The organism is Nonomuraea sp. NPDC049421, assembly GCF_040677005.1.
Lineage (GTDB): Bacteria > Actinomycetota > Actinomycetes > Streptosporangiales > Streptosporangiaceae > Nonomuraea > Nonomuraea salmonea.
The window spans coordinates 122,770-145,515 of sequence record NZ_JBFAQA010000025.1 but is presented as its reverse complement, the minus strand read 5'-3'; the positions used below and the strand labels follow the sequence as shown (position 1 = coordinate 145,515).

Here is a 22,746-nt window from a genome sequence, read left to right as displayed (position 1 = left end):
TTGAGCAGGCGATCCGCAAGGTCATTGCGAATGTCGAAGTATGCGGAGGAAGGATCACTCACCCGCGCAGGATATCCATTTTGCACGATTTCTGACTAAATCTGTCAAAAATCGGATATTTGTGCGCAAAGGGTTTGGAGTTGCTTGAGGGGCACATTGTCCTGCGCTACAGTTTCGTGATCGACACCGTCCGTTGCCACCGCCGAGTGAGCTGGTGGCCAGCACTCGATTAACACTTTCTCAGGGTGGGTAAAATGGGCTTCCGCAATACGAGACTGCGGACCAAAGTCACGGCTCTGCTACTCTCCCTGGCGGCGCTGTGGGTCTTCGCGGCATGGGTCACTCTACGCGAGGGCGTCAACCTCCTGTGGGTCACCCAGGTCAACGACAGCGTGGTCGATCCGAGTGAGCCTCTGCTCGTCGAGTTGCAGAAGGAGCGCCGGATCTCGGCCGTCCACCTGAGCGACCCCACCTCACGTTCCCGCAAGGACCTCGAGGCCCAGCGCAAGCGCTCCGACGGCACGCTCGCCACCTTCAAGGAGGCCGCCACCGCCACGCTCGTCGGCTGGGCCACCGACGAAGAGGGCTCCGAGCGGCTCAACGAGGTCTTCCGCCGCCTCGACACGATCAAGCAGACCCGCCAGGCCGTCGATGCCGGCCGGCTGAACCGGGTGTCGACCACCGACGCCTACAGCGAAGTCATCGACTCGATCTACAACCTCTACGGCGCCCTGGCCACGCTCGACGACAAGGTCCTGGCCAGTGACATCCGTAACCTGCTCGCGCTGAGCCGGGCCCGCGACATCATCTCCAAGGAGGACGCGCTGCTGTCCGGCGCGCTGGTCAACGGGCGGCTCTCGGCCTCCGAGCACGCGCAGTTCGTCGCCACCACCGGCGCATGGAAGGTGGTGGCCGACCAGGCAGGCGCCGAGCTGTCGGACTTCGACCAGGGCGAGTACGAGAAGGTCATCAACGGCCAGTCGTTCACCCGGCTGCGCAACCTGGAGACGCTCGTCGCCGAGCAGGGCCCCGACACCGGCAGCGTGCCGTTCAGCGCCCCGACCTGGCGCCAGGCCACCGACCGCGCGCTCAACGACCTCAACACGATGGTCCTCGGCGCCGGTGACCGCCTGGTCGACCGCTCGGTCCCGGTCGCCGTCAACGTCATCGTCCGGCTGGTCCTGGCCGGTGGTCTCGGCCTGATCGCGGTCATCGCCTCGATCATCCTGTCGATCACCACCGCGCGTGCCCTGTTCGCCCAGCTGCAGAAGCTGCGCGACGCCGCGCACGAGCTGTCCGACGACCGCCTGCCGAGCGTGGTCGAGCGCATCGGCCGCGGCGAGAAGGTCGACGTCGCCAGAGAGGCCCCCGCGCTCGACTTCGGTGACGACGAGATCGGGCAGGTGGGCCAGGCGTTCAACACCGTGCAGCGCACCGCCATCGCCGTCGCCGCCGAGCAGGCCGAGCTGCGCCGCAGCATCCGCGACATCCTGCTCAGCCTGGCCCGCAGGACGCAGGGCCTGGTGCACCGCCAGCTGACCGTCCTCGACGTGATGGAGCGCCGCGAGACCGACCCGGAGGAGCTGAAGGAGCTGTTCCGGCTCGACCACCTGGCCATCCGGATGCGGCGCAACGCCGAGAACCTCATCGTCCTGTCCGGCTCGTCCCCCGCCCGTACGTGGCGCCGCTCGGTCCCCATGGTGGACGTCGTCCGCGGCGCCCTGGCCGAGGTCGAGGACTACACCCGCGTCTCGCTCATGCCCATGGGCGACGTCGTGCTGGCCGGCCGGGCCGTCGGTGACGTCATCCACCTGCTCGCCGAGCTGATCGAGAACGCCGTGTCGTTCTCGCCGCCCTACACCAACGTGCAGGTCAGCGGCCAGCTCGTGGCCAACGGCTACGTCATCGAGATCGAGGACCGCGGGCTCGGCATGAAGCCCGAGGACCTCGACGCGGCCAACGAGCGCATCGCCGACCCGCCGGAGTTCCGCCTCTCCGGCACCGCCCAGCTGGGCCTCTACGTGGTCAGCCAGCTCGCCAAGCGGCACGACATCCAGGTGGTGCTCAAGTCGTCCCCGTACGGCGGCACGACCGTCGTGGTGCTGCTGCCGCAGGAGCTCGTCCAGCTCGACCCGTCGCCCGAGCCCCGCGACGACGGCCGCGAGCGGCTGCCCCGCCGGCAACCCGGGCGGGAGAACGGCAGGGAGGCGGGCGTCGCCACGGCGACCAGGCCGATGGCGGAGAACGTCCGCACGCTCAAGTCGGCGCGGTCGGCCGCCCCGCTCGCGGCCCCCACCCCGGTGCGCGAGGTCAAGGAGCCCCTGCCCCGCAAGGCGCCCGAGCCCGCGGCCAGGCCCGAACCCGCGGCCAGGCCCGAGCGCGTGAACAGGCCCGAGCGCGTGAACAGGCCCGTCCGTGAGCCCGCGCCCGCCCCAGAACCACCCCGGACCGAAACGCCGGCCGATCCGGAGCAGCAATCCGTGACCGAGTTCACACCGTCGGGGCTGCCCTTCCGGGTGCCCCAGGCCAACCTGGCGCCAGCGCTGCGTGACGAGACCCCCACGCAGCCCGACATCGAGGAGGACGATGACGAGCGATCGCCGGAGGAGATCCGCGCGATGATGGGATCCCTGCAGTCAGGCACCCGTCTCGGCCGTTCCGACGCGGCCAAGATGCTGGATGAGCACACGGGAGGTGAGGAATGAGTCCCACGGCCGGCACCGACCTCAACTGGCTGCTCGACGACCTCGTCGGCCGCATCAAGGATGCGGAGCACGCCATCGTGCTGTCGTCCGACGGACTGCTGATGGCCTCGTCGGCCGCGTTGCAGCGCACCGACGGCGAGCACCTGTCAGCCGTCGCCTCCGGGCTCCAGAGCCTGGCCAAGGGCGTCTCCGACCACATCTCAGGCGGCCAGGTCAGGCAGACGGTCGTCGAGTGGAAGAGCCAGTTCCTCATCGTGACGACCGCCGGTGAGCGGGCCTGCCTCGCCGTCCTGTGCGGGCAGCACGCCGACATCGGGCTGGTGGCGTACGAGATGGCGATGCTGGTCGCCAGGGTCGGCCAATACCTGACCTCCGGCGCCCGCAACGCCGAGGCCGCCGCCAGGAGCGACCGGTGAGAGCCCCGGACGGCGAGCCCACGGACGAACACTGGGTGGACCCGGAGATCATCCGCCCCTACGTCGTGACCCGTGGCCGTACCCAGCCTGCCCACGGCAGGTTCGACCTGATCTCCATGGCCCTGGCGGTGGGCCCGCCGCCAGGGCCCGACGCCGGGCTGGACCCCGAGCACCTGCGCATCCTGCAGCTCTGCCGCGAGCCCAAGTCCGTCGCCGAGATCGCCGCCTACCTGGATCTGCCGGCCGGCACGATCCGGGTGCTGCTCGGTGACCTGTTCGACCGCGAACTCGTCTCTGCCCAGGAACCCCGATCCGAGGTGGACATGCACGACATGAAGATGTACAGGGCGGTGCTCGATGGCCTTCGCTCGCTCTGAGCGTCCGCGCCTCCCGACGGCGATCAAGATCCTGATCGCGGGCGGCTTCGGCGCGGGCAAGACGACGATGGTGGGCGCGGTCTCCGAGACCCGGCCGTTGCGCACCGAGGAGGTGCTGACCGATCGCGGCATCGGCGTCGACGACCTCACCTCGGTGGAGGCCAAGCGCACCACCACCGTGGCGATGGACTTCGGCCGCATCACGCTCGGCAACGACTATGTCCTGTACCTGTTCGGCACGCCCGGCCAGGAGCGGTTCTGGTTCGTGTGGGACGAACTGGCCGAGGGCTCGCTGGGCGCGGTCATCCTGGCCGACACCCGGCGGCTGGCCGACTGCTTCCCCTCGGTCGACTACTTCGAGCGGCGGGGCACGCCGTTCGTGGTGGCGGTCAACTGCTTCGAGGGCGCGCCGACGTTCGAGCTGGAAGAGGTACGCCTCGCGCTGCAGCTCGGGCCCGACGTGCCGATCATCATGTGCGACGCGCGCAAGCGCGACTCCAGCCGTGAGGTGCTGATCACGCTGGTCAAGCACTCGGCCCGGCTCCGCGCCGAACCGGTCGGCAGCTGACCCACCCCACCGACCCACCGGTCGGCCCGCGGTCGGCCCCGGTCGGCCCGCGGTCGGCCCCGGTCGGCCCCGGTCGGCCCCGGTCGGCCCGCGGTCGGCCCCGGTTCAGGCCCGTTCCGCCGACCCGCTCGGCGGAACGGCTGCTGAGTCCGCCCGTTCGCGTCTCGGGCGGGCTCAGGGCGTGGGTTTCTCCAGGTGGCCGGTCAGGTAGGCGTCGAGTGCGGCGGCGCCTTTGATCATCGCGCGGCCGCGGGCCGAGAGGCGGCCGCGCCACTCGTGCAGGGCGCTCTCCAGCGGCTCCTGGCCGCCCGCCGCCCGGACCTGGGCGATCAGCGGGGCGATCTGCTCCAGCAGGTAGCCGCCGCGCCTGAGCTGGTGGGCGAGGCGGGCGTCGCGGACGTCGGCCCCCGTGTAGACGCGGTAGCCCGTACGCGGGTCGCGGCCCGGCTGCACCAGCCCCGCGCGCTCCCACTTGCGCAGGGTGGCGGGACGGATGCCGAGCTTCCTGGCCAGCGGGCCGATGAACGTCACCCCTGACTCCACCGGCTTGGCGGGCGCCAGCGCGCGCAGCGCCTCCGCCACGGCCTGGAGGGTGCGACGGTCGTCGAGGAGCTGGGCGTGGCTCTCGTCGATCAGCTTCAGCGCCGCGTCCGTCTCGCCCCTGTTGACCACCTGCATGATCGCGGTGGCCGTGCGGTGGCCGTGAGCGGGGATCAGCGCGATGAACGCGGCCAGGGCCTGGGCGTGGCGCTCGGTGTAGGCCCGGTAGCCGCTCTCCGTGCGGGCGGCCGGGGGCAGGATGCCGGCCTCCTCGTAGTTGCGCACCGCCTGCGTGGACAGGCCGTGCCGCCGGGCCAGGTCCACCGGCCGCAGTCGGCCACCGGGCATCGACGCCACCTCACCGCGTTTGAGGGTGCCGCACCGCCATGCGGCGCGGCACCGGGTCAGAGCTTCAACGAGAGTCCAACCCTACCGTCGAGCGAGCGGAGGCCGGGAGCGCCGGAGGCCCTGGGCCGGGCGGGCGGCCGGCGTCGGGTGGCTCGCCGGCCGGCCGGCGTCAGGTGGGGGTCAGGTGGGGGTCAGGTGGGGGCCGCGCGGTAGGCGTCGCCCGGTTTGGCGGCGAGGACCTGTTCGCAGGCCAGCAGCAGCACGCCGGCGCTCCAGGCGTGCGACAGCGTCAGGTACATGCCCTTCGGCTGGAAGCAGTCCGTCTGGTAGTAGCGTTCGGTGATCATGCCGCGGTAGGCGTTGAGGTCGCCGTCGGCCGCGGGGAGGAGCTGGCGGAAGCAGTCGAGGGTCTCCTGGGCCCGCTCCGCGTAGTACGGATCCCCCAGCGCCTCCGACAGCTCGGCCAGCTCGGCCGTGCACACCAGCCCGTACGCGTGCAGATGCTGGTTCGACGGCGACGCCTGGTCGGCGCCCCGGGTGGCGAAGCCGTACACGCCGAGCGGGGTGCGCGGCCCGAAGCGCACGTTGTAGGTGTAGCGGAAGGTGAGCATCCAGTCGGCGGCCCGGCGGGCGAGGCCGAGCCAGCGGGCCGCGCCGGTGCGCCGGTGCAGCGCCATGTACGCCATCACCGCCGCGTACCCGTCCTCGGAGGTGGGCGCGAGGTCCACGTCCTCGGGCGCGCCGTAGATGAACTCGTCCTCGACGAACCTCGCGTAGTACTCCCCCGCCCGCTCGGCCGCCCGCAGGTCACCGGGGTCGCCGGACTCGGCGAGCGCGGCCACCCAGGTCAGGCCGGACGCGCCCGACCACGACAGCACCTCGCCGGTGACGGCGTGGTGCAGGGTGCCCAGGTTGCCGTCGGGGCGCTGGCGGGCGACCATGACGTCCAGGTTGGACCGGGCGGCGGCCGCCCACTCGGGGCTCGGCCGCAGGCGCAGCGCGCGCAGCAGGAACAGGGTGGCCTCGCCGAGCGTGCGCGCGTGCAGCGCTCCCTTGACCGGGCTCCAGCTCTGCGCCCACCCGGTCTTGCGGTACCAGGTGCCCCAGAACGTCCCGGACGGCGACAGGTTCGCGCAGATGAAGCCGATGACGTGCTCGGCGGCGGCGACGTGCTCGGGACGTCCGGTGCGCAGGCCGTGCTCCAGGAGCGCCGCCGCCCACGGGATGCCGCTCACCCAGCCCACGTGCATGGCCTGCCGGTCCACCCGCTGCCCGTCGCCGCCGCTCACCTCCCTGTCGAACCCGACGGTCTCCAGCAGCACGCCGGGGTCGGGGTCGTAGTGCCAGCGGTAGAGGCCCTCGGCGGCGATGCCCGCGGCGGTGGTGACGTCCTCCCACGGCTCGATCGGCGCGCCGGGCAGCCTCAGGTCACGGTCCTCGCGCAGCAGCGGCGCGTACGCGTGCCGGTCGGCCGGCAGCGGCGCGGTGGCGAGCGTCAGCGTGCGCGCCTCGCCCGGCTGCCAGACGTGGGTGGCGGCCTGGGCGGGAAGCGGGTCCGCCGAGCCGTAGTAGGTGACCGGATGCTCCCGGTACGGGAACAGCAGCGCGGCCGTCGCCCGCCCGTCGTCGTAGGAGAGCTCCAGGCCGGTGATGCCGAGCGGCGAGACCTCGTCGGCGATCAGCGCGGCGCCGCCGTCGTCGCCCCACACCAGGACGGCGGGGGTGGCGGCCCGGTCGGCGCGGAAGCCCCACGACGCCGAGACCATCTCGCCGGGACGGTCGGCGCCCGGCTCGAAGCGCGGGAAGACGCGGTGGCAGCCGGCCGGGCGGTTCTCGCCATAGAACAGGCCGGGGATCAGCCACCACGGGGCGGCGGCCGAGGCCACCGACCTGCTGACGCGTACGGTGGCGGCGGCCGGCTCCGCGCCGTCGTAGCGCAGGTGGAGCCGGAGCTCGCGGCGGCCGGTCGGCAGCCGCTCGCCCCAGCGCCAGCCCACCGCGAACGGCCCCGCGCCCAGCACCTCGACCCGCGCCTCGCCCCCGTCCGGCACGGCGATCACCACGGGCTCGGTCCCCGCGGCCCCTGGGGCGGCCACCGCCGAGAGACCCCCGGCCGCCGCTGATGTGTCACCGGGCGGGTGCGGGTCCGTCTCCCCCGCCGCACCGGCGGGGCCGGGGTCGTCGGTCACCACGGCTCCACGGTGAAGGCGCCCTTGCGGGTCTCCAGTTCCACCAGGTCGGTCTCCACCGCCGAGAGCGGGTCGTCCAGCGGGATCCGGAACGTGCGGATCTGGCTGGGGCCGAAGTCGGCGGTGAGCCGGATGCCGGCGACCGGGATGTTCAGCGTCGCCGTCCCGGCCTTGCCGGTGGTCTCGACGGCCCTGACCACCAGGTCGCGCGGCGCGTCCTCGTGCAGCTTCACCGCGGTGACCATCACCTGCCCGCCGCCGTCGTCCAGGTAGCCGCGCGAGCCGGGCAGCGGGCCGTCGTGGAAGCTCTCCAGCATGGCCCGCACCGGCGAGCCGAGCAGCGCCGCGCGCCGGGTCAGCCCGGCCGCGCGCCAGTCGCCGGCGTGCGGCACCAGCAGGTACGAGAACCGCTGCACGCCCTGGTCCTGGAAGGAGTAGAAGCCGTCGGGGTCGAGCAGCCTGGGGTCGTGCCAGGAGTAGACCGGGCTGCGCACGGCGGTGATGCCGATGCTGTGGCTGCGGCCGGGACCGGGAGGGGCGACGTCGTAGCCGTGCTTGGCGTTGTTGACCACGGCGAGGCCCGCGCGGGTGCCGTTGACCGAGCCCGACAGGTCCACCCACGACTGCGCCGGCTCCTCGGCGCCGTCGATGGGCCTGGTGAGGTGGGCGAACGGGATCTCGTACGTCGCCACCGGGCTCTCCAGACCGACCGGGAAGCGCAGCTTCATCAGGTGCGCCTGCTCCCGCCAGTCGAGCGTGACCCGCACCTCGACCGCGTCGTCGTCACCGGCGCCGAGGATGAACTCCTCGGCCATGGTGGAGCGGCCCCACTCGCGCTCGACGCGGATGCGGGCGCGCAGCGGCCCGTGCTCGCGCAGCACGATGTCGGTGACGGCCATGGGCTGGCCCGGCCAGTCGTAGGAGACGACGCGGTGGCCCCACGTGTCGGTGGGGTCCTCACAGATCTGCGTGTGCTCGCCGGACGCGCCGGCCACGAGGTCCACGCCGGTGCGCTTGTCGACCAGGCTGGACAGCCAGCCGGTGACCGGGTCGAGCTCCAGGCGCAGCACGTCGTTCTCGAGGTGGTGCTCGGACGCCTCCAGGGTGCCGCCGGGGTTCATGCCGGGGCCCTGGCGCAGCCGGTAGAGGCGGTATCCCAGCGGCGGCAGCTCGGCCTTGAACACGGTGGCGCCGCGGCCCTTGTCGTCGGTGGTCGCGACGGACTGGGTGCGCTGGCACGGCACGTCGGCGCCGTCCGCGTCCACGACGTGCACGCCGTTCGGCGCGACGCCGTACTGCAGTTCGACGCGGGTGCTGACCGGCCACGGGTGCGGGTTGAACACGATCACCGGCTGGGTGCCGGTCTCCTCGGGCACCTGCACGTCGCGGGCGATCACGTTGTGCGCCCTGGTGATGATGCGCTTGGAGATGGCGACGGCCTCGCCGAGCTGGTCGCGGGCGTCGTCGTAGGCGGGCTCGATGGCCGAGCCGGGCAGCACGTCGTGGAACTGGTTGAACAGCACCTGCTTCCAGGCCCGCTCCAGGTCGGCGCGGGCGTCGTGGCCGGCGATCGCGGCCCACCGCTCGGCCGACAGCACCGCCGCCTGGGCGCGGCGCTGCCACGCCTTGATGCCGGAGTGCGACGAGTAGCAGCCGGCCGCGTGGTGCTGCAGGTCGTCGCGCCACACGGGCAGCTCGGCCAGGCCCTGCTCGCCGAGCCGCTTGACCATCTCGTCGAAGTAGCGGCGCGGCGAGGACAGGGTCAGTTCGCCGTACGTGCCCATGCGGTCGTAGCGGTGGATGGACTCGATGTTGGCCTTGGTGGGGCCGCCGCCGTGGTTGCCCACGCCGTAGAAGATCATCAGGTCGCCGAGCGAGCGGTCGAGCTGGGCGAGCGCCTTCTCGGTCTGTCCGCCGACGTCGCCGGGCGGGCTGCAGTATTCGAACGGGATGCGGTACGCCAGCACCCGGCTGCCGTCCGGCGCCTCCCACCAGAACATCGTGCCGGGCAGCTCGCTCTCGTGCGGCGCCGGGCGCAGGAAGGTGTAGGAGTCCATGCCCTGGCCGCGCAGGATGGCGGGCAGCATGGCGTTGTGGCCGAACGGGTCGACGTTCATGCCGACCGTGGCGGTGACGCCGAACTTCTCCTTGAGGTAGCGCTGGCCGTACAGGCCCTGGCGGACGAACGACTCGCCCGAGGGCATGTTGCAGTCGGGCTCCACCCACCAGCCGCCGGTCATCACCCAGCGGCCCTCTGCCACCTTCTCCTGGATCCTGGCGAACAGCTCGGGGTCGGACTCCTCCACCCACGAGAGCAGCACGACCTGGTCGCAGGTGAAGACGAAGTCGGGGTACTCGTCCATGCGGTGGATCGCCGACCAGAACGTGGCCCGCGCCTCCTGGTAGCCCTCCTGCCACGGCCACAGCCACACCGGGTCGAGGTGGGCGTTGCCGATCATGTGCAGGGTGCGGCCCGGGGTGGCCACCGGACGGGGTGCGCGGGGCAGGTCGCGCGGCTGGGCGCCGGAGGGCGCGTTCGCCATGGGGGCGCGCTGCCTGGAGGGACGCCTGGTCATGCGGCCGCCCAAGCGTCGACCTTGTCGCTGATCATGTGCAGCATCAGTGTGTGGATCTCCTGGATGCGCGGGGTCTCGGTGCTGGGGGCGAGGAGGAGGTGGTCGGCGTACGCGGCGGCCTTGCCACCGTCGCCGCCGCCGAAGAGTACCGTCACCGCTCCATTGGTCTGTGCGGCCTGCAGGGCGCCGACCACGTTCGGGGAGTTTCCGCTGGTGGTGAAGGCGGCCACCACGTCGCCCCGCCTGGCCAGCGCCTGGACCTGGCGGGCGAAGACGTCGTCGTAGACGTAGTCGTTGGCGATGCAGGTCATGACCGTGGCGTCGGTGGTGAGCGTCACGGCGGGCAGCGGGCGGCGGTCGCGCCGGTAGTGGCCGATCAGCTCGCCGGTCAGGTGCTGGGCGTCGGCCGCGCTGCCGCCGTTGCCCACCGTGTAGAGGGTGCCGCCCCTGGTGAAGGTCTCGATGAGCAGGTCAGCGGTGGCTTCGACGGCGGGCAGCAGCGCCGCCATGCCGCGCGCGGCGGCGAGATGGCCATCGACGTGCTGCGCCAGCAGCTCGGGCATGGGAGATACGTCGGGCATTTGGTCTTTCCTGGTGCTAGGTCTGTGCAGTATTGGGCACCGTCGGAGCGAGGGCCCGTGGTTCCGTCTGGGGGCGGGGCCTTCGCCATGGGTGTGCGTCAGCGGGCGGCGCCGGTGACGAGGTCGTGGGCGACGGCGCCGGCGCCGACCACGCACACGCCGGCGCCGAGCGTGGCGAGCTCGATGCGCGCGCTGCGGGCGGCCGGCGGCATGGCGTCTCTGGCGACCGCCGCGGCGACGGGGTCGAGGAGCCGGGAGCCGGAGCGGGTGACGCCGCCGCCGAGCACGACGAGCTCCGGCTCGAACGCGTTCACCAGGTCGGTGAGCGCGCTGCCCAGGGCCCATGTGGTCTCGTCCCAGATCTCGACCGCGAGCGGGTCGCCCGCCTCGGCGGCGCGGGAGACGTCCTCGGCGGTCGGTCGCTCGATGGCGGACAGGGACGAGGTGCGGCCGGCGGCCAGCGCCTCCCAGGCGCGCTCGGCGATGGAGGTGCCGGACGCGTACGCCTCCAGGCAGCCCATCCGGCCGCACGAGCAGCGGCGACCGCCTGGGCGCACCATGACGTGGCCCAGTTCGCCGCCGTTGCCGGCCGCGCCCCGGTGGAGCCGGCCGCCGATGACCGAGCCGCCGCCGACGCCCGTGGAGATCGTCAGGTAGAGCATGGTGCTGGTGCCGCGTCCCGCGCCGTAACGGAATTCGCCCAGCGCGGCGGCCGTGGCATCGTTCTCAAGGACCGCGGGGAGGCCGTACGCCTCCGTGGCCAGTGCGCAGATCGGGATGTCGACCCAGCCCGGCAGGTGCGGCGGGCACTCCAGCACGCCGGTCACCGTGTTCAGCGGCCCGCCGCAGGAGATGCCCACGGCGGCCACCTCGGGCAGGCCGGCCTCCGCGATCGCCTTCCTGCCCAGGTCGAACAGCCTGGTCAGGACGGCTCGCGGCCCCTCCTCCCTGTGGGTGGGGGCGAGCTGCCAGCCGTGGATCAGGCCATCGCCTGTGACCACGCCCGCGGCGAGTTTGGTGCCGCCGATGTCGAGCGACAGAACGGGGGGCAAATCGTGCTCCATTGGGCCTCCGACTGGGAACGACTGACGCACATGCCTATGACATCGTTCCCACATCGGATCCTAGGGCGAGTTTTCCCCGCGGGTCAACGCACGCCACGGGAGAAATGTCAGATCGCAGGGGTCGCCGGAGGCGGATGCGGCGGACCCCGGAGGTCGCGGAAGGCCGGCGCGTACCAGGTCACGGGGCGTCACGCGGGCGCGGGCGGCACGCAGGCGTGACGCGGGTCGCCGGGTCGGCGGAGTCTTCGGATCGCGGGGGTCGCGGGGGTCGCGGGAGTCGCCGGGCCTTCAGTGGCGTCAAAGGGCCGGGGGGTGGGTGGTGGATTCGCGTTCGATGAGGTGGACGTTCAGCACCGTGGTGACCGAGTCGGACTCGGGCATCTCGATGCGCTCGTGCAGCCGGCGCACGGCCGTCGCGCCCAGGTTGAAGGTGTCCTGGGAGACGGCGGTGACCTGGGGCGAGACCATGCTCATCCAGGGCGCGTCGTCGAAGGCGACCAGGCTGATGTCGCTCGGCACGGCGAGGCCGCGTTCGCCGATGGCCCGCCAGACGCCCTCGGCGAGCACGTTGTTGGCGGCGAACACGGCGGTGGGACGGTCGGGGCCGCTCAGCATGTCGAGGGCCCGGCGGCGGGAGTCGGCGACGTCCCAGCCGGAGGAGACGACCAGCTCGGGGTCGACGGTGATGCCTCCGGCCGTCAGCGCCTCGAGGTAGCCCTGGTAGCGCTCGTAGCCGGTGGTCCAGTCGGTCTCGTCGATGAACAGCGCGATGCGGCGGTGGCCGAGCTTGACGAGGTGGGCGGTGGCCGTACGGGCGCCGACGCGGTTGCCGACCACGACCCCGTCGGTCGAGCCGGCCGCGAACTGGCGGTCGACCTCGACGACCGGGATGCCGTGGGAGGACAGGTAGGTGGACACGGCGGAGGAGTTGGGGGTCACGATCACCCCGGCCACCCGGAGCGCCACCAGCGCCTCTGCCGCCTCGCTCTCGGTCTCGCCGGACAGGCTGGTGTCGGCCAGCACCATGGTGTAGCCGCGCTCACGGGCGGCGCTGCTGGCCCCGGCGGCCAGCTCGGCGTAGAACGGGTTGCGCAGATCGCTGACCAGCACCCCGACCGACCGGCTGACCTGCTGCTTGAGCGTGCGGGCCATGACGTCGGGGACGTAGCCGAGCTCCTCGGCGGCGCGCAGCACGCGTTCGCGTACGTCGCTGGCCGCGTAACCGCGCCCGGTGAGCGCCCGGGAGACCGTGGAGCGCGAGACGCCCGCGGCCTCGGCGACGTCTTTGATCGTGGGACGGCGGGAACGGCTGACGGGGGTGCTGCGCCGTTCTACGGTCATCGGTTCCCTTCCGCGACCACGTCGACCAGCGCCTCGGCGTGCTGTCCGAGGCGCAGGTCGCCGATGGTCAGATCGACTGCCAGGCGTACGCGGCGGCGCGGCTCCGCGGGCGCGCCGAGCCGCAGATGCACCTGCTCCATACCCCCTCCGGGCAGCCTAAGCGTCAAAGATCCCGGCTCGCGCCGCCAGCCGGGCGGCACCACAGGCTCGATGGTGGCCACGGCCTTGTCCGGCCACGGGTTGCGCACGGTGGCCGTCAGCGTGATCTCGCCGCCCGCGGGGACGCTCGTATAGTACGGCGTCAGGCGGCACAGCACCCCGTCGGCACCGAGATCGAACCGCCCGGACGGGAGCAGGTCGTGGTGCAGCGCGACCAGCTCCTCACCTCGTTCGGCCAGCATGTGCAGGTAGTCGTCGTCCACCCAGCGGGGACGCCAGTGGCCGCTGACCATGAGGTCGGGCCGCAGCCGGTTGTAGAGCGCGGCGCTCTTCCGATAGTCCTCGATCCGGAACCTATTCTTGTACTGAAAATTCAGGATTTCCTGCCGTTCGCCCGGAACGCCCAATCCGTCCTGCTGGTCGCCGGTCACCAGCACCCGGTGCCCGTCCACCTCGAACGCGTACGCCGCCGCGAACATCGTGTGCCCGGGCAGGTCGTGGACCGTGATCTCGTACTCCCGCCACCGCACGGTCTCCCCCAGTCCCAGCACCCGGTCGGCGGGGATGGGGTCGAACCACGTGCACGGCAGGTCGTGGTGGAGCGGCGTGGCCAGGATGGGCGCGATGTGGGAAGGTGCCCAGATCTCCGTGCCCTCGACGTCGCGCAGCAGCGGCATGCCGGCCACGTGGTCGTCGTGGTAGTGGGTCGGCACGGCCACCTCGACGGCGGTGACGCCGTAGTGCTCGCGCAGCGCGGGCAGCGAGGCCAGCCAGGGCCGCCGCGCCTCGCGGGCGGTGCTCTTCACGAGGCCGGTGCACATGTCGTAGCCGAAGTCGAAGACCATGGCCGCGCCCGACTCCGACAGCAGCACGTAGCTGTAGGACTGGCTGCTCCTGTTCATCAGCAGGTGCGGCGTGACCTCGATGAACGGGTTCTCCAGCAGGCCGCGCACGTCCCAGGGGCGTGGGCGGCGGAAGTCGACGTACCGCTGCATGGCGGACGAGAGCCTGGACAGCGCGTCGGCCGGGTCGCTCATCGGGTCGCCGTGCGAGGGCAGCAGCACGTCGAGGTCCTCGCGCCGGAGCAGCTCAGCGCTGACGACCACCATGGCGGGGCCCTCGTTCTCGGTGTACGACCACTGGGTGGCGGCCAGCGACCACACCTTGCCGGGCGCGTAGATCAGGTCGCCGGTGAAGGCCGTCCTGCCGACGACGTACGTCACCGAGCCGGGCGTGTGGCCGGGGGTGGGCAGCACGCGTACGTCCACCCCGCCGTATCGGGCCGTCCGATATTCGGGCACCACACCGGTGACCTCGACCGGCTCCAGCAACGAGAACCGGTCGTCGCGCAGGTCGTAGTCGTTGTGGATCTGGCGGCCCGACCACAGCTCGTCGACCTTGTCGAACAGGTCGCGCTCGACCGGCGGCACGTGGATCGCGACGCCCGCCCCGGCCGCCCGATGCAGCCCCTGGACCTGGTCGCGGTGGTGGTGGGTGACCAGCACGTCGGTGATGCGGTCGAGGCCGAGCTCGCCCAGCAGGTCGAGCACCCGGCCGGAACCGAAGTCGATCGCGATGCCGGTGCGCGGCTCTCCCGGCTCGCCCGGGGCCTTGATGACGTAGACGTTGCAGGTGTCCTCGACGCGGAGCACCCCGGGCGCGACTTCGGTTACTTCCATACCCACGGGCCAGGAGTCTATCCGGTATCGTTCCCACAATGGATGCCCTGGAGTGGATTGTTCCCTGTCCGAAAAAGGCCACCATCGGTAGCGAACATCTGGTTCTGAGCGCCTGCCGGATCACGGGCGACCCCGCCGCCGTACGCGCCGTCGCCGCCCTCACCACCGCCCTGGGCGACGCGGCAGCCGCCTCCCTCACCATCGACGTACGGCTGGACGCCGAGTTGCCGCCCGAGGGCTACACGCTGAGCGCGGGCCCGTCCGGCGCGGTGATCACCGGCGCCGACCCCGCGGGGGCGTTCTACGGCGCGCAGACCCTGCTCGCGCTGGCCGCCGCACCCTGCGAGACGCATGGGCGGTGCGTGCCGGAGTGCGACGTGCGCGACTGGCCCGACCTGCCGCTCCGGGGCACGATCGAGGGCTTCTACGGCACCCCGTGGAGCCACGCCGAGCGCATGGAGCACCTGCGTTTCTCCGGGCGGCACAAGCTCAACACCTACGTGTACGCGCCCAAGGACGACCCCTTCCACCGGGAGCGGTGGCGGGAGCCGTACCCCGAGGAGGAGCTGGCCAGGCTCGGCGAGCTGGTCGCGGAGGCGGCGGCGCAGCACGTCAGGTTCGTCTTCGCGCTCAGCCCCGGCCTGTCGATGGTCTACAGCGACCCGGCCGAGCGGGCGGCGCTGCGCGCCAAGGCCGAGCAGGTGTGGGAGGCCGGCGTCAGGGAGTACGCGCTGCTCTTCGACGACATCCCGCCCGAGCTGGGCCACGAGCCCGACAAGGCGGCGTTCGGCACGGCGGAGGGCGCGAGCGCGAGCGCCCACGCGGCGGTGTGCCGCGACTTCGCCGAGCACTTCCTCGCCCCGCACGGCGCCGACCGGCCGCTGACCATGGTGCCCACCGACTACGCGGGCACCGCGCGCTCGGCCTACCGCGACCGGCTGGCGGCCGAGCTGCCCGCCGACGTGCTGGTCTGGTGGACCGGGTCCGACATCGTCGTGGGCGCGATCTCCGCCGACGACATGCGGGCCGCGGCGGCCTCCTACGGGCATCGGGTGGCGTTGTGGGACAACTTCCCCGTCAACGACTTCGACTTCGCCCGGGTCTTCCTCGGGCCGCTGATCGGGCGCTCGACGGAGCTGGACGGTGTGCCCCTCGAAGGCATCACCGCCAACCCCATGGTGGAGGCGGCGGCCTCACGCATCGCGCTGACCACGGTCGCCGACTACGCCTGGCACCTGGCGGCGTACGACCCGGCCCGCTCGCATGAGCGCGCGGTACGCCTGGTGCCCGGCGCGACCGACCTGCTGCCTTTGGTGGAGGCTTGTTCCTCCTGGCCCCCGAGCGCCGACCAAAGCCCCGAACTGACCGCCCTGTGCACGGCCGTCCTGGAGAACGGGGCGGCGCCGGAAGACGGAGCTGCGCTGCAAGCCGGGGCCGATGGGGCTGGTGGTGCCGATGGGGCTGGTGGGGCCGGTGGGGCCGGTGGGGCCGGTGAGCGGCTGCGGGCCGAGCTGGGCCGGCTGGCCGCACTGCCCACCGACGCGCCGAGCGCGCTGGCACGTGAGCTGGCCCGCTGGGTGCCGGCCGCCCACGACATGGCCGCCGCCGGCCTGGCCGCCCTCGACCTCCTGGAGGGCGTCGAAGGCCGCACGCCGGCCCAGGTGACGGAGGCGCTGACCCGCGCCGAGGCCCACGAGGCGAACGTCCTGCGCCGCGTCATCCCACCCTTCGTCCGTGAGGTCCTCACCCGCGCCGGCACTCCGTCCTGACACACGAACGCCCGCCCCGGGCAAGGAGCCGCGGCGGGCGCGCACTCGTTCCAGAACGAGCGGGGGCAGGGGGCCGGAGGGACGAAGCCGCAGGCCCCAAGGCCGGCAGCTCAGAGGGAGAGGACCTGGCCGGCGGCGGTCAATTCCTCCTGGAGGGCGGTCACGTCCACGTCCTGGACCGCCTTGCCGGTCGCCGCGGCCTGGGCGGCGGCGAGGCCCGCGGCGTGGCCGAGCATCTGGTACTGGACCTCCATCCGGATGGAGGAGAACGCCACGTGCGAGGCCGACACGCACACCGGCACGACCAGGTTCGCGCACTCCTCCCTGCGCGGCACCAGCGCCCGGTACGGGATCTGGTACGGGGCCACCCCCACCGACAGGTATCCCTCGGTCACCACCATGGGGATGGGGTCGGGGTGCTCGTAGACCCAGCGCCAGGTCCGCTGCACCTCGCGGATGTCGAGGTGGTACGACCCCATGGCGACCGCGTCGGGATGCCGCCGCCCCTCGACCAGGTCGTGCTCGGTGAGGTGCGCCTCGCCCAGCATGCGCCGCGCCTCGCGGACGTAGAGCTGGTGCGGCAGGTGCCCGGTGTCGGCGAACTCGTCGGCGGGCAGCCCCCACCGGCCCAGCTCGGCCCGCACGACGGCGGGCACCTCGGGGTCGTGGGAGAGGAAGTACAGCAGGTCCTGGGCGTGGTGCAGGTGGTGCAGGCGGATGCGCTCGCGCTCCTCGGGCCCCGCGTCGGGGTAGGCCCAGGCGGAGCGGTCGAGCACGCTCAGCGAGAACGGCCCGAGCGAGTTGCCGTCGGCCTTGCCGTTCGGCAGGTTCGGCTCCAGCCCGACGAGCCGCCCGGCCCGCGGCGAGACGCCCTGCTCGCGCCAGTGGCGGAAGAGCCGGCGGCCGAGCTCCCAGTGCTCGTCGTCGTAGCCGGGCCGGCGTGAGAACGGGATGCGGTCCGGCGCGGTGGACATGCAGACGCGGTAGCCGTACGACATGACGCCGCCGTCCCCCTCGCCCACCTCGGCCATGGGGCCGTCGGCGACCTGCGGCAGCAGCGTGCCGTCGGCGCGGAACGGCGAGACGTACGGCGGGAAGTTGTGCATGCCGGGCACCACCTCGCGCCGCCCGGCGAATCGCTCGCCGTGCAGGGCCCTGTCCTCGCGCCCGACCCGGTGGCTCACTCCTGCGGCGGCCATCAGGTCGCCCTCGTAGCCGGCGTCCACGAAGACGCCGCCCGCGTAGTCGCCGCGCAGGGTGGCGGCGGAGAAGATCCGCTCGCCGGAGGTGACGACGGTGCGCAGGGCGGCGCCGAAGACGACCTCGACCCCGGCCCGCTCCAGCCACGACAGGAAGATCCGCTCGGCGACGTGCGGCTCGGGGCCCGCGTAGTGGCCCGGCGCGACCCCGTAGGCGTCGGCGACGGCCTGGCGGAACTCGGCCGCCATGCCGCCGAGCACGCGGGCGTCGCCGATGTCGGTGTAGCCGAGCCCGCCGGAGGTCATGCCGCCGACGTGCCCGCCGGGTTCGAGCAGCACGGTGTCCAGGCCGCGCCGGGCGGCGGCCACGGCGGCGCACACGCCGGCCGACGTGGCGCCGTAGACGACGACCTCGGCCTGCCTCATCGCCGCCACCACGCGGCGATCCGCCGCAGGTCGTCGCCGGTGATCGGCTCGCGGCTGTTGTCGATGGACTCGACGTAGTAGAGCGCGGGCACGCCCAGGCCGGGCTGCGCCTCGGCGTAGGCGAGCCAGTCGGCCCTGCTCGGCATCGGCCACTGGTCGGTGTCGATGAGGTGGTTCGGCATGGCGGCCGCGGCGACGGCGTGGCGGTAGCGGAGCTGGTCGACGGCGGGCACGGGGTCGCCGGCCGCGTCGACCTCCAGCACGTCGTTGAGCCTGATCATGTCGCTGACGCCGGCGAAGGCCGGGTGCGGGGTGTGGGTGATCATGAGGGCGTCGGGTTTGACCTGCTTGGCGGCGTCGTACATGGTCGCCAGCAGTTCGTGGAGGAGGGCGATGCCCCAGGTGGAGCCGTACGTCTTCAGGTGGGAGCCGCTCGGCGACCACTGCGTGAAGTCGATCTTGAACCCGTCGGCGTCGAGCTCGCCGAGCAGGCGCTCCATGATGGCGCGGACCCGCTGCCGGTAGGCGGGGTTCGACGGGTCGGCGGCCACGGCCCGGCCGCCCGCGTCGGTCACGCACTCCTCGACCGGCAGGCCGTCGGCCGACCAGGCCCGCCACCACAGCAGCACGCGCTGCCCGCGGGCGTGCCTGGCGGCGATCCACGCGCGCAGGTCGGGCCACTTGTCCTCGTCGGTCTCCAGGTCGCCGTACGTGAGCTGCCAGCGGTCGTCGATGACGATCGTGCCCGGCACCACGCCGTGCTCCTCAAGCCTGCCCAGCCACTCGTCGTAGAGGTCCTGGCGGGACAGCGTGACCGGCGAGACGCCGTCGGCCCTGGCGCACTGGGCGCCCCAGCCGCAGAAGATCGGCTCGCTCCACCACGCGGCCCGCTCCCCCGCCGGCCCCTGGGGTGCCAGGCCGTGCTCGACCAGGTCGGCGCGGTGCTGGGCGATCGCCTCCCAGGGCGAGCCGGCCAGCCGGAACACGACGGCGGGCGAGGTCCAGGAGCCGCGCACCTCGGTGTGGCCCTCGTAGTCGAAGCGCAGCAGGGCGCCGCCGTCGAGCGGCTCGTACGTCAGCTCGGTGAAGGTCAGGCCGGCGATCCCGGCCCGTACGGACGCGCCCAGCCACGGCCCGTCCGGCACCGCGGTCGGCCCGGCGGGCGCGTCCTTGCAGAAGGCCAGCACCAGCGGCGGCGGCGAGAAGACCGCGTGCAGCCGTCCGGGGGAGGCGTCGCCGACGACGGTCAGCGCGACCGGCGCGGACACCGGCCGCACCACGTTCACCGGATGGGCGGGCGTGGGGCTGAACACGCCGCGCGCGTGCACCCCGGAGCGGAACGTGCCGGCCGCCCTGGTGTTGAGCACGGCCCGGCCGCCGAGCAGCGTCACGTCGCTGAGCACGCCCTCGCCCTCGACCCGCACCTCGACCGCGATGGTCTCTGGCGTACAGGTCAGCCGGACCGTCTTGCTCTGCCACTCGGTGGTGCGCTGGGGGAAGTCGAAGACGGCCACGCCGTCGCGCTCCGCGAGCACGGGCGGCAGCGTCTCGTACGTCTCGTCGCGCCCGCCCCTGGTGTTGACCGAGGCCAGCAGGTTGACCGACAGCCACCCTTCGAGCTCGGCGCTGGCGTCGGTGCGGGAGACGGTCAGGCGGTAATGGCCACTGTCCACGTAGTGGGCGGTGTCCGTGGTGGTGATCCGCATGGGTTAGCCGAAAGCCTCGATCCTGGGTGTGGCGGGCGCCGTGCCGCCCGCCGCGATGAGCCGGGCGTAGTAGCGCCCGGAGTCCTTGATGGTACGCACGCCGCTCGCGTAGTCGACGTGCACGAGCCCGAACCTGGGCCGGTAGCCCAGGGCCCACTCGAAGTTGTCCATGAGCGACCAGTGCAGGTAGCCGCGCACGTCGGCGCCCGCGTCGATGGCGGCGCCGACGGCTTCGACGTGGTCGCGCAGGTACGCGATACGCCGGTTGTCATGGACCCGGCCGTCGTGCGTGGGGGCGTCGCCGAAGACCCCGCCGTTCTCGGTGATCATGAGGGGGACGCCGGGGAAGCGGCGGGACAGGCCGATGAGCAGGTCGCGCAGCGCGCCGGGGTTGATCTCCCAGCCCTCGTCGGTCCGCGCGACGTCGCCGCTCGGGCCGACCACCTTCCAGGGGAACGGAGCCGGCGGCGCGGCGGCCATGACGCGGCGCGTGTAGTAGTTGATGCCGAGGTAGTCGCTGCGCCCGCCGATGGCGGCCTCGTCGCCGTCGGCGATGAAGTCGAGGCCGTGGCCGAGCGCCCGTTCCCAGTGCTCGCGCATGTCGGCGGGGTAGCCGTCGCCGAGCAGCGGGTCGAGGTACCACCGGTTGACGTAGCCGTCGGAGCCTGCGGCCGCCGCGCGGTCCTCGTCGCTGTCCGTCGCGGGGTCGCAGGGGAAGAGGCTGAGCGCGCAGCCTGCCTGGACGCCCGGGTGGGCGTGCAGCACGTCGGCGGCGGCGCCGTGGCCGAGCAGCACGTGGTGCCCGGCCTTGACGGCGGTGCCGAGGTCGGCGAGGCCGGGCGCGTGCAGGCCGAGCTGGTAGCCGAGCAGCGCGATGATCCAGGGCTCGTTCTGGGTGATCCACCAGGTGACGCGGTCGGCCAGCCGGTCGGCGACGGCCTGCGCGTACGCGGTGAAAGCGTTTACGGAAGAGCGGTCCGCCCAGCTCAGCCCGGCCGGCATGTCCCAGTGGTTGAGCGTCAGCACCGGCTCGACGCCCGCCTCCAGCAGCGCGTCGGTGAACCGCTCGTAGTGGTCGAGCGCCTTCGGGTCGGGGTTGGCGCCGTCGGGCATGACGCGGGACCAGCCGGTCGAGAAGCGGTAGGCGGTCAGGCCCAGCTCCTTGATCAGCTCGATGTCCTCGCGCCAGCGCATGTACGAGTCGCAGGCCCGCGAGCCGTCGCCGCCGCCCTCGATCGCGCCGGGGCGGCGGCAGAAGGCGTCCCACACCGACGCGCCCCGGCCGTGATGTCCCTCGATCTGGTACGCCGAGGTGCCCGCGCCCCAGAGGAATCCGTCAGGAAAGCTCATCCCTTGCTTCCCGTCGTCGCGATGCCCTTGATGAAGTGCTTCTGGCCGAGGAAGAACAGGATGATCATCGGGATGGTGGTGATGACGCTGGCCGTCATGACGATCTCCCAGTGCCACTCGCCGCCGAACCCGAACTGGTCGAGCAGCGCCTTCAGCCCGCGCGGCACGGTGAAGGTCTCGGAGTCGCGCAGGTAGATGAGCGGCCGCATGAGGTCGGTCCAGGCGGCCTGGAACTCGAACAGCAGGGTCACCACGACCGCCGGCTTGCACAAGGGCAGGGCGATGCGGGTGAAGATCTTCCAGTTGTTCGCGCCGTCGATCTTGGCCGCCTCGAACGGCTCGCGCGGCAGGCCCATGAAGAACTGCCGCAGCAGGAAGATGTAGAAGGCGCTGCCGAACAGGTTCTGGGCCCACAGCGGCGTCAGCGTGCCGACCGCGCCGAGCGAGTTCCAGATGAGGAAGACCGGGATCATCGTGACCGCGCCCGGCAGCATCATCGTCGCCAGCACCACGCCGAACAGCGCGTTCCTGCCGGGGAAGCGGAAGTAGGCGAACCCCCAGGCCACCATCGCGCTGGTGATCGTCACGGCCACCGCCGCCAGCACCGTCACCAGCAGCGTGTTGGCCATCCAGAGGCCGAGCGGGGCCTCCTGCCACACCTGGATGTAGTTGTCGAAGGTGAACGTCTCGGGGATGAGCCGGTTGTCGAAGACCTCGCTGCGCGGCTTGAAGGACGCGCTGAGCAGCCAGATGAACGGGTAGATGAACGCGACGGTGAACGCGCCCAGCGCGACCCAGGTCAGGATCTTCGCGGCGCGCCTCATGGGTTACCCCCTTCGTAGTGGACGTAGCGCCTGGTCACCACGATCTGCACGGCCGTGATCGCCATGATGACGATGAACAGCAGCCAGGCGAGCGCGGAGGCGTACCCCATGTGCAGGAACTCGAAGGCCTGCTGGAACAGGTAGATCGCGTAGAACAGCGCGGCGTCGTTGCTGTAGGTGGTGTTGCCGGCGCCGAAGAAGGCGGTGTACGCCTCCGTGAACGACTGCAGGGCGTTGATGCTGTCCACGATGAACAGGAAGAACAGCGTGGGGCTGATCATCGGCACGGTGATCCGCAGCAGCCGCTTCCACCAGCCGGCGCCGTCCACGAGGGCGGAGTCGTACAGCTCCTGCGGGACGCCGCGCAGCGCGGCCAGGATGATGACCACGGAGGAGCCGACCGTCCACAGGTTCATCAGCACGAGGGCCGGCTTGACCCAGTTCGGGTCGGTGGTCCACGCCGGGCCGTCGATGCCGAAGACGCCGAGGAAGGCGTTGATCAGGCCGTCCTGGCCGTTGAACAGCAGCAGCAACAGGATGCCGATCGCGACCGGCGGCGTCATCTTCGGCAGGAAGAACGCCGTGCGGAAGAAGCCGGTGGCCTTGCTGGCGCTGTTGAGCAGCAGCGCCAGCCCCAGTGCGACGACGAGGTGGGCCGGCACCGACAGCACGGCGAACACGAACGTGTTCCACAGCGCCAGGCCGACCTTCGGGTCCTCGAAGAGCTGCACGTAGTTGTCGAAGCCGACGTAGTTCGGGTCGTTGATGACGTCGTAGTCGGTCAGCGACAGGTAGGCGCTGTTGATGACGGGCCATGCGGTGAAGACGAGGAAACCGATGATCCAGGGGCTGATGAACAGCAGCGCGGCCCTGGTCTCGATGAACCGCGCGCTCCGTCGTCGTGGTGTTCGGGTACGGGAAGGGGACAT

Annotated in this window: 17 protein-coding genes; 5 read left to right on the top strand and 12 right to left on the bottom strand. The window is 72.1% G+C overall.

Translation table 11 applies throughout. The annotated features are described in order from the left end of the window. The first annotated feature begins 254 nt into the window (after positions 1–254). From AB0K18_RS35055 to AB0K18_RS35040, 4 genes are read left to right on the top strand one after another with little or no spacing between them, the layout of a single operon-like run. Positions 255–2,705 carry a nitrate- and nitrite sensing domain-containing protein gene (locus tag AB0K18_RS35055; protein WP_364923175.1) on the top strand — a complete coding sequence of 817 codons (2,451 nt, stop codon included), beginning with the start codon at positions 255–257 and terminating at the stop codon, positions 2,703–2,705. Further along, complete coding sequence (locus AB0K18_RS35050) at positions 2,702–3,121, top strand: roadblock/LC7 domain-containing protein (RefSeq protein WP_345386804.1); 420 nt, start codon at positions 2,702–2,704, stop codon at positions 3,119–3,121. Before AB0K18_RS35055 ends, AB0K18_RS35050 begins: the two co-directional genes overlap by 4 nt. Then, positions 3,118–3,498, top strand: coding sequence for a DUF742 domain-containing protein (locus tag AB0K18_RS35045; protein WP_345386806.1), 381 nt, complete (start codon positions 3,118–3,120; stop codon positions 3,496–3,498). Before AB0K18_RS35050 ends, AB0K18_RS35045 begins: the two co-directional genes overlap by 4 nt. Then, a complete protein-coding gene (locus AB0K18_RS35040) occupies positions 3,479–4,066 on the top strand; it encodes an ATP/GTP-binding protein (protein WP_345386809.1) in 588 nt (195 codons plus the stop codon). The genes AB0K18_RS35045 and AB0K18_RS35040 overlap by 20 nt, the downstream gene beginning before the upstream one ends. Positions 4,067–4,240: 174 nt before the next feature. On the opposite strand, the gene AB0K18_RS35035 is transcribed toward AB0K18_RS35040, so the two are convergent. The 7 genes from AB0K18_RS35035 to AB0K18_RS35005 form a co-directional block, all read right to left on the bottom strand. After that, entirely contained in the window at positions 4,241–4,954 is a 714-nt protein-coding gene (locus tag AB0K18_RS35035) for a TioE family transcriptional regulator (protein WP_364923172.1), read from the bottom strand. 191 nt (positions 4,955–5,145) lie between these two features. Continuing rightward, entirely contained in the window at positions 5,146–7,143 is a 1,998-nt protein-coding gene (locus tag AB0K18_RS35030) for a hypothetical protein (RefSeq protein ID WP_364923169.1), read from the bottom strand. Beyond that, entirely contained in the window at positions 7,140–9,719 is a 2,580-nt protein-coding gene (locus AB0K18_RS35025) for a glycoside hydrolase family 38 C-terminal domain-containing protein (RefSeq protein ID WP_364923166.1), read from the bottom strand. Before AB0K18_RS35025 ends, AB0K18_RS35030 begins: the two co-directional genes overlap by 4 nt. Continuing rightward, the gene (locus tag AB0K18_RS35020; protein WP_355430668.1) at positions 9,716–10,300 is read right to left on the bottom strand and encodes an SIS domain-containing protein; all 585 of its coding nucleotides are present in this window, start codon (positions 10,298–10,300) and stop codon (positions 9,716–9,718) included. The genes AB0K18_RS35025 and AB0K18_RS35020 overlap by 4 nt, the downstream gene beginning before the upstream one ends. Positions 10,301–10,398: 98 nt before the next feature. After that, a complete protein-coding gene (locus tag AB0K18_RS35015; RefSeq protein WP_364923161.1) occupies positions 10,399–11,352 on the bottom strand; it encodes an ROK family protein in 954 nt (317 codons plus the stop codon). 309 nt (positions 11,353–11,661) lie between these two features. Further along, entirely contained in the window at positions 11,662–12,705 is a 1,044-nt protein-coding gene (locus tag AB0K18_RS35010; protein ID WP_364923158.1) for a LacI family DNA-binding transcriptional regulator, read from the bottom strand. Beyond that, positions 12,702–14,543, bottom strand: coding sequence for an MBL fold metallo-hydrolase (locus AB0K18_RS35005; RefSeq protein WP_364923155.1), 1,842 nt, complete (start codon positions 14,541–14,543; stop codon positions 12,702–12,704). Before AB0K18_RS35005 ends, AB0K18_RS35010 begins: the two co-directional genes overlap by 4 nt. A 38-nt stretch (positions 14,544–14,581) precedes the next feature. Between AB0K18_RS35005 and AB0K18_RS35000 the strand changes: the two genes are divergently transcribed. After that, a complete protein-coding gene (locus AB0K18_RS35000; RefSeq protein WP_364923152.1) occupies positions 14,582–16,312 on the top strand; it encodes a beta-N-acetylglucosaminidase domain-containing protein in 1,731 nt (576 codons plus the stop codon). 110 nt (positions 16,313–16,422) lie between these two features. Here AB0K18_RS35000 and AB0K18_RS34995 read toward each other — a convergent pair whose 3' ends face one another. Genes AB0K18_RS34995 through AB0K18_RS34975 form a run of 5 tightly spaced genes read right to left on the bottom strand, consistent with a single transcriptional unit; the run spans position 16,423 to position 22,746 of the window. Then, a complete protein-coding gene (locus AB0K18_RS34995; RefSeq protein ID WP_364923149.1) occupies positions 16,423–17,937 on the bottom strand; it encodes an FAD-dependent oxidoreductase in 1,515 nt (504 codons plus the stop codon). After that, entirely contained in the window at positions 17,934–19,643 is a 1,710-nt protein-coding gene (locus AB0K18_RS34990) for a hypothetical protein (protein ID WP_364923146.1), read from the bottom strand. Before AB0K18_RS34990 ends, AB0K18_RS34995 begins: the two co-directional genes overlap by 4 nt. A gap of 3 nt (positions 19,644–19,646) precedes the next feature. Then, entirely contained in the window at positions 19,647–20,993 is a 1,347-nt protein-coding gene (locus tag AB0K18_RS34985) for a GH1 family beta-glucosidase (protein ID WP_364923143.1), read from the bottom strand. Then, entirely contained in the window at positions 20,990–21,817 is an 828-nt protein-coding gene (locus tag AB0K18_RS34980) for a carbohydrate ABC transporter permease (RefSeq protein ID WP_364556309.1), read from the bottom strand. Before AB0K18_RS34980 ends, AB0K18_RS34985 begins: the two co-directional genes overlap by 4 nt. Beyond that, the gene (locus AB0K18_RS34975) at positions 21,814–22,746 is read right to left on the bottom strand and encodes a sugar ABC transporter permease (protein WP_364923140.1); all 933 of its coding nucleotides are present in this window, start codon (positions 22,744–22,746) and stop codon (positions 21,814–21,816) included. Before AB0K18_RS34975 ends, AB0K18_RS34980 begins: the two co-directional genes overlap by 4 nt.

What these genes read in the sequence shown, in the direction of transcription:
- AB0K18_RS34985 (WP_364923143.1), bottom strand. Translation starts at nt 20,993, where the DNA reads ATGAGCTTTCCTGACGGATTCCTCTGGGGCGCGGGCACCTCGGCGTAC.
- AB0K18_RS35020 (WP_355430668.1), bottom strand. Translation starts at nt 10,300, where the DNA reads ATGCCCGACGTATCTCCCATGCCCGAGCTGCTGGCGCAGCACGTCGAT.
- AB0K18_RS35035 (WP_364923172.1), bottom strand. Translation starts at nt 4,954, where the DNA reads ATGCCCGGTGGCCGACTGCGGCCGGTGGACCTGGCCCGGCGGCACGGC.
- AB0K18_RS34995 (WP_364923149.1), bottom strand. Translation starts at nt 17,937, where the DNA reads ATGAGGCAGGCCGAGGTCGTCGTCTACGGCGCCACGTCGGCCGGCGTG.
- AB0K18_RS35055 (WP_364923175.1), top strand. Translation starts at nt 255, where the DNA reads ATGGGCTTCCGCAATACGAGACTGCGGACCAAAGTCACGGCTCTGCTA.
- AB0K18_RS35000 (WP_364923152.1), top strand. Translation starts at nt 14,582, where the DNA reads ATGGATGCCCTGGAGTGGATTGTTCCCTGTCCGAAAAAGGCCACCATC.
- AB0K18_RS35005 (WP_364923155.1), bottom strand. Translation starts at nt 14,543, where the DNA reads ATGGAAGTAACCGAAGTCGCGCCCGGGGTGCTCCGCGTCGAGGACACC.
- AB0K18_RS34990 (WP_364923146.1), bottom strand. Translation starts at nt 19,643, where the DNA reads ATGCGGATCACCACCACGGACACCGCCCACTACGTGGACAGTGGCCAT.
- AB0K18_RS34980 (WP_364556309.1), bottom strand. Translation starts at nt 21,817, where the DNA reads ATGAGGCGCGCCGCGAAGATCCTGACCTGGGTCGCGCTGGGCGCGTTC.
- AB0K18_RS35010 (WP_364923158.1), bottom strand. Translation starts at nt 12,705, where the DNA reads ATGACCGTAGAACGGCGCAGCACCCCCGTCAGCCGTTCCCGCCGTCCC.
- AB0K18_RS34975 (WP_364923140.1), bottom strand. Translation starts at nt 22,746, where the DNA reads ATGTCCCCTTCCCGTACCCGAACACCACGACGACGGAGCGCGCGGTTC.
- AB0K18_RS35050 (WP_345386804.1), top strand. Translation starts at nt 2,702, where the DNA reads ATGAGTCCCACGGCCGGCACCGACCTCAACTGGCTGCTCGACGACCTC.
- AB0K18_RS35025 (WP_364923166.1), bottom strand. Translation starts at nt 9,719, where the DNA reads ATGACCAGGCGTCCCTCCAGGCAGCGCGCCCCCATGGCGAACGCGCCC.
- AB0K18_RS35040 (WP_345386809.1), top strand. Translation starts at nt 3,479, where the DNA reads ATGGCCTTCGCTCGCTCTGAGCGTCCGCGCCTCCCGACGGCGATCAAG.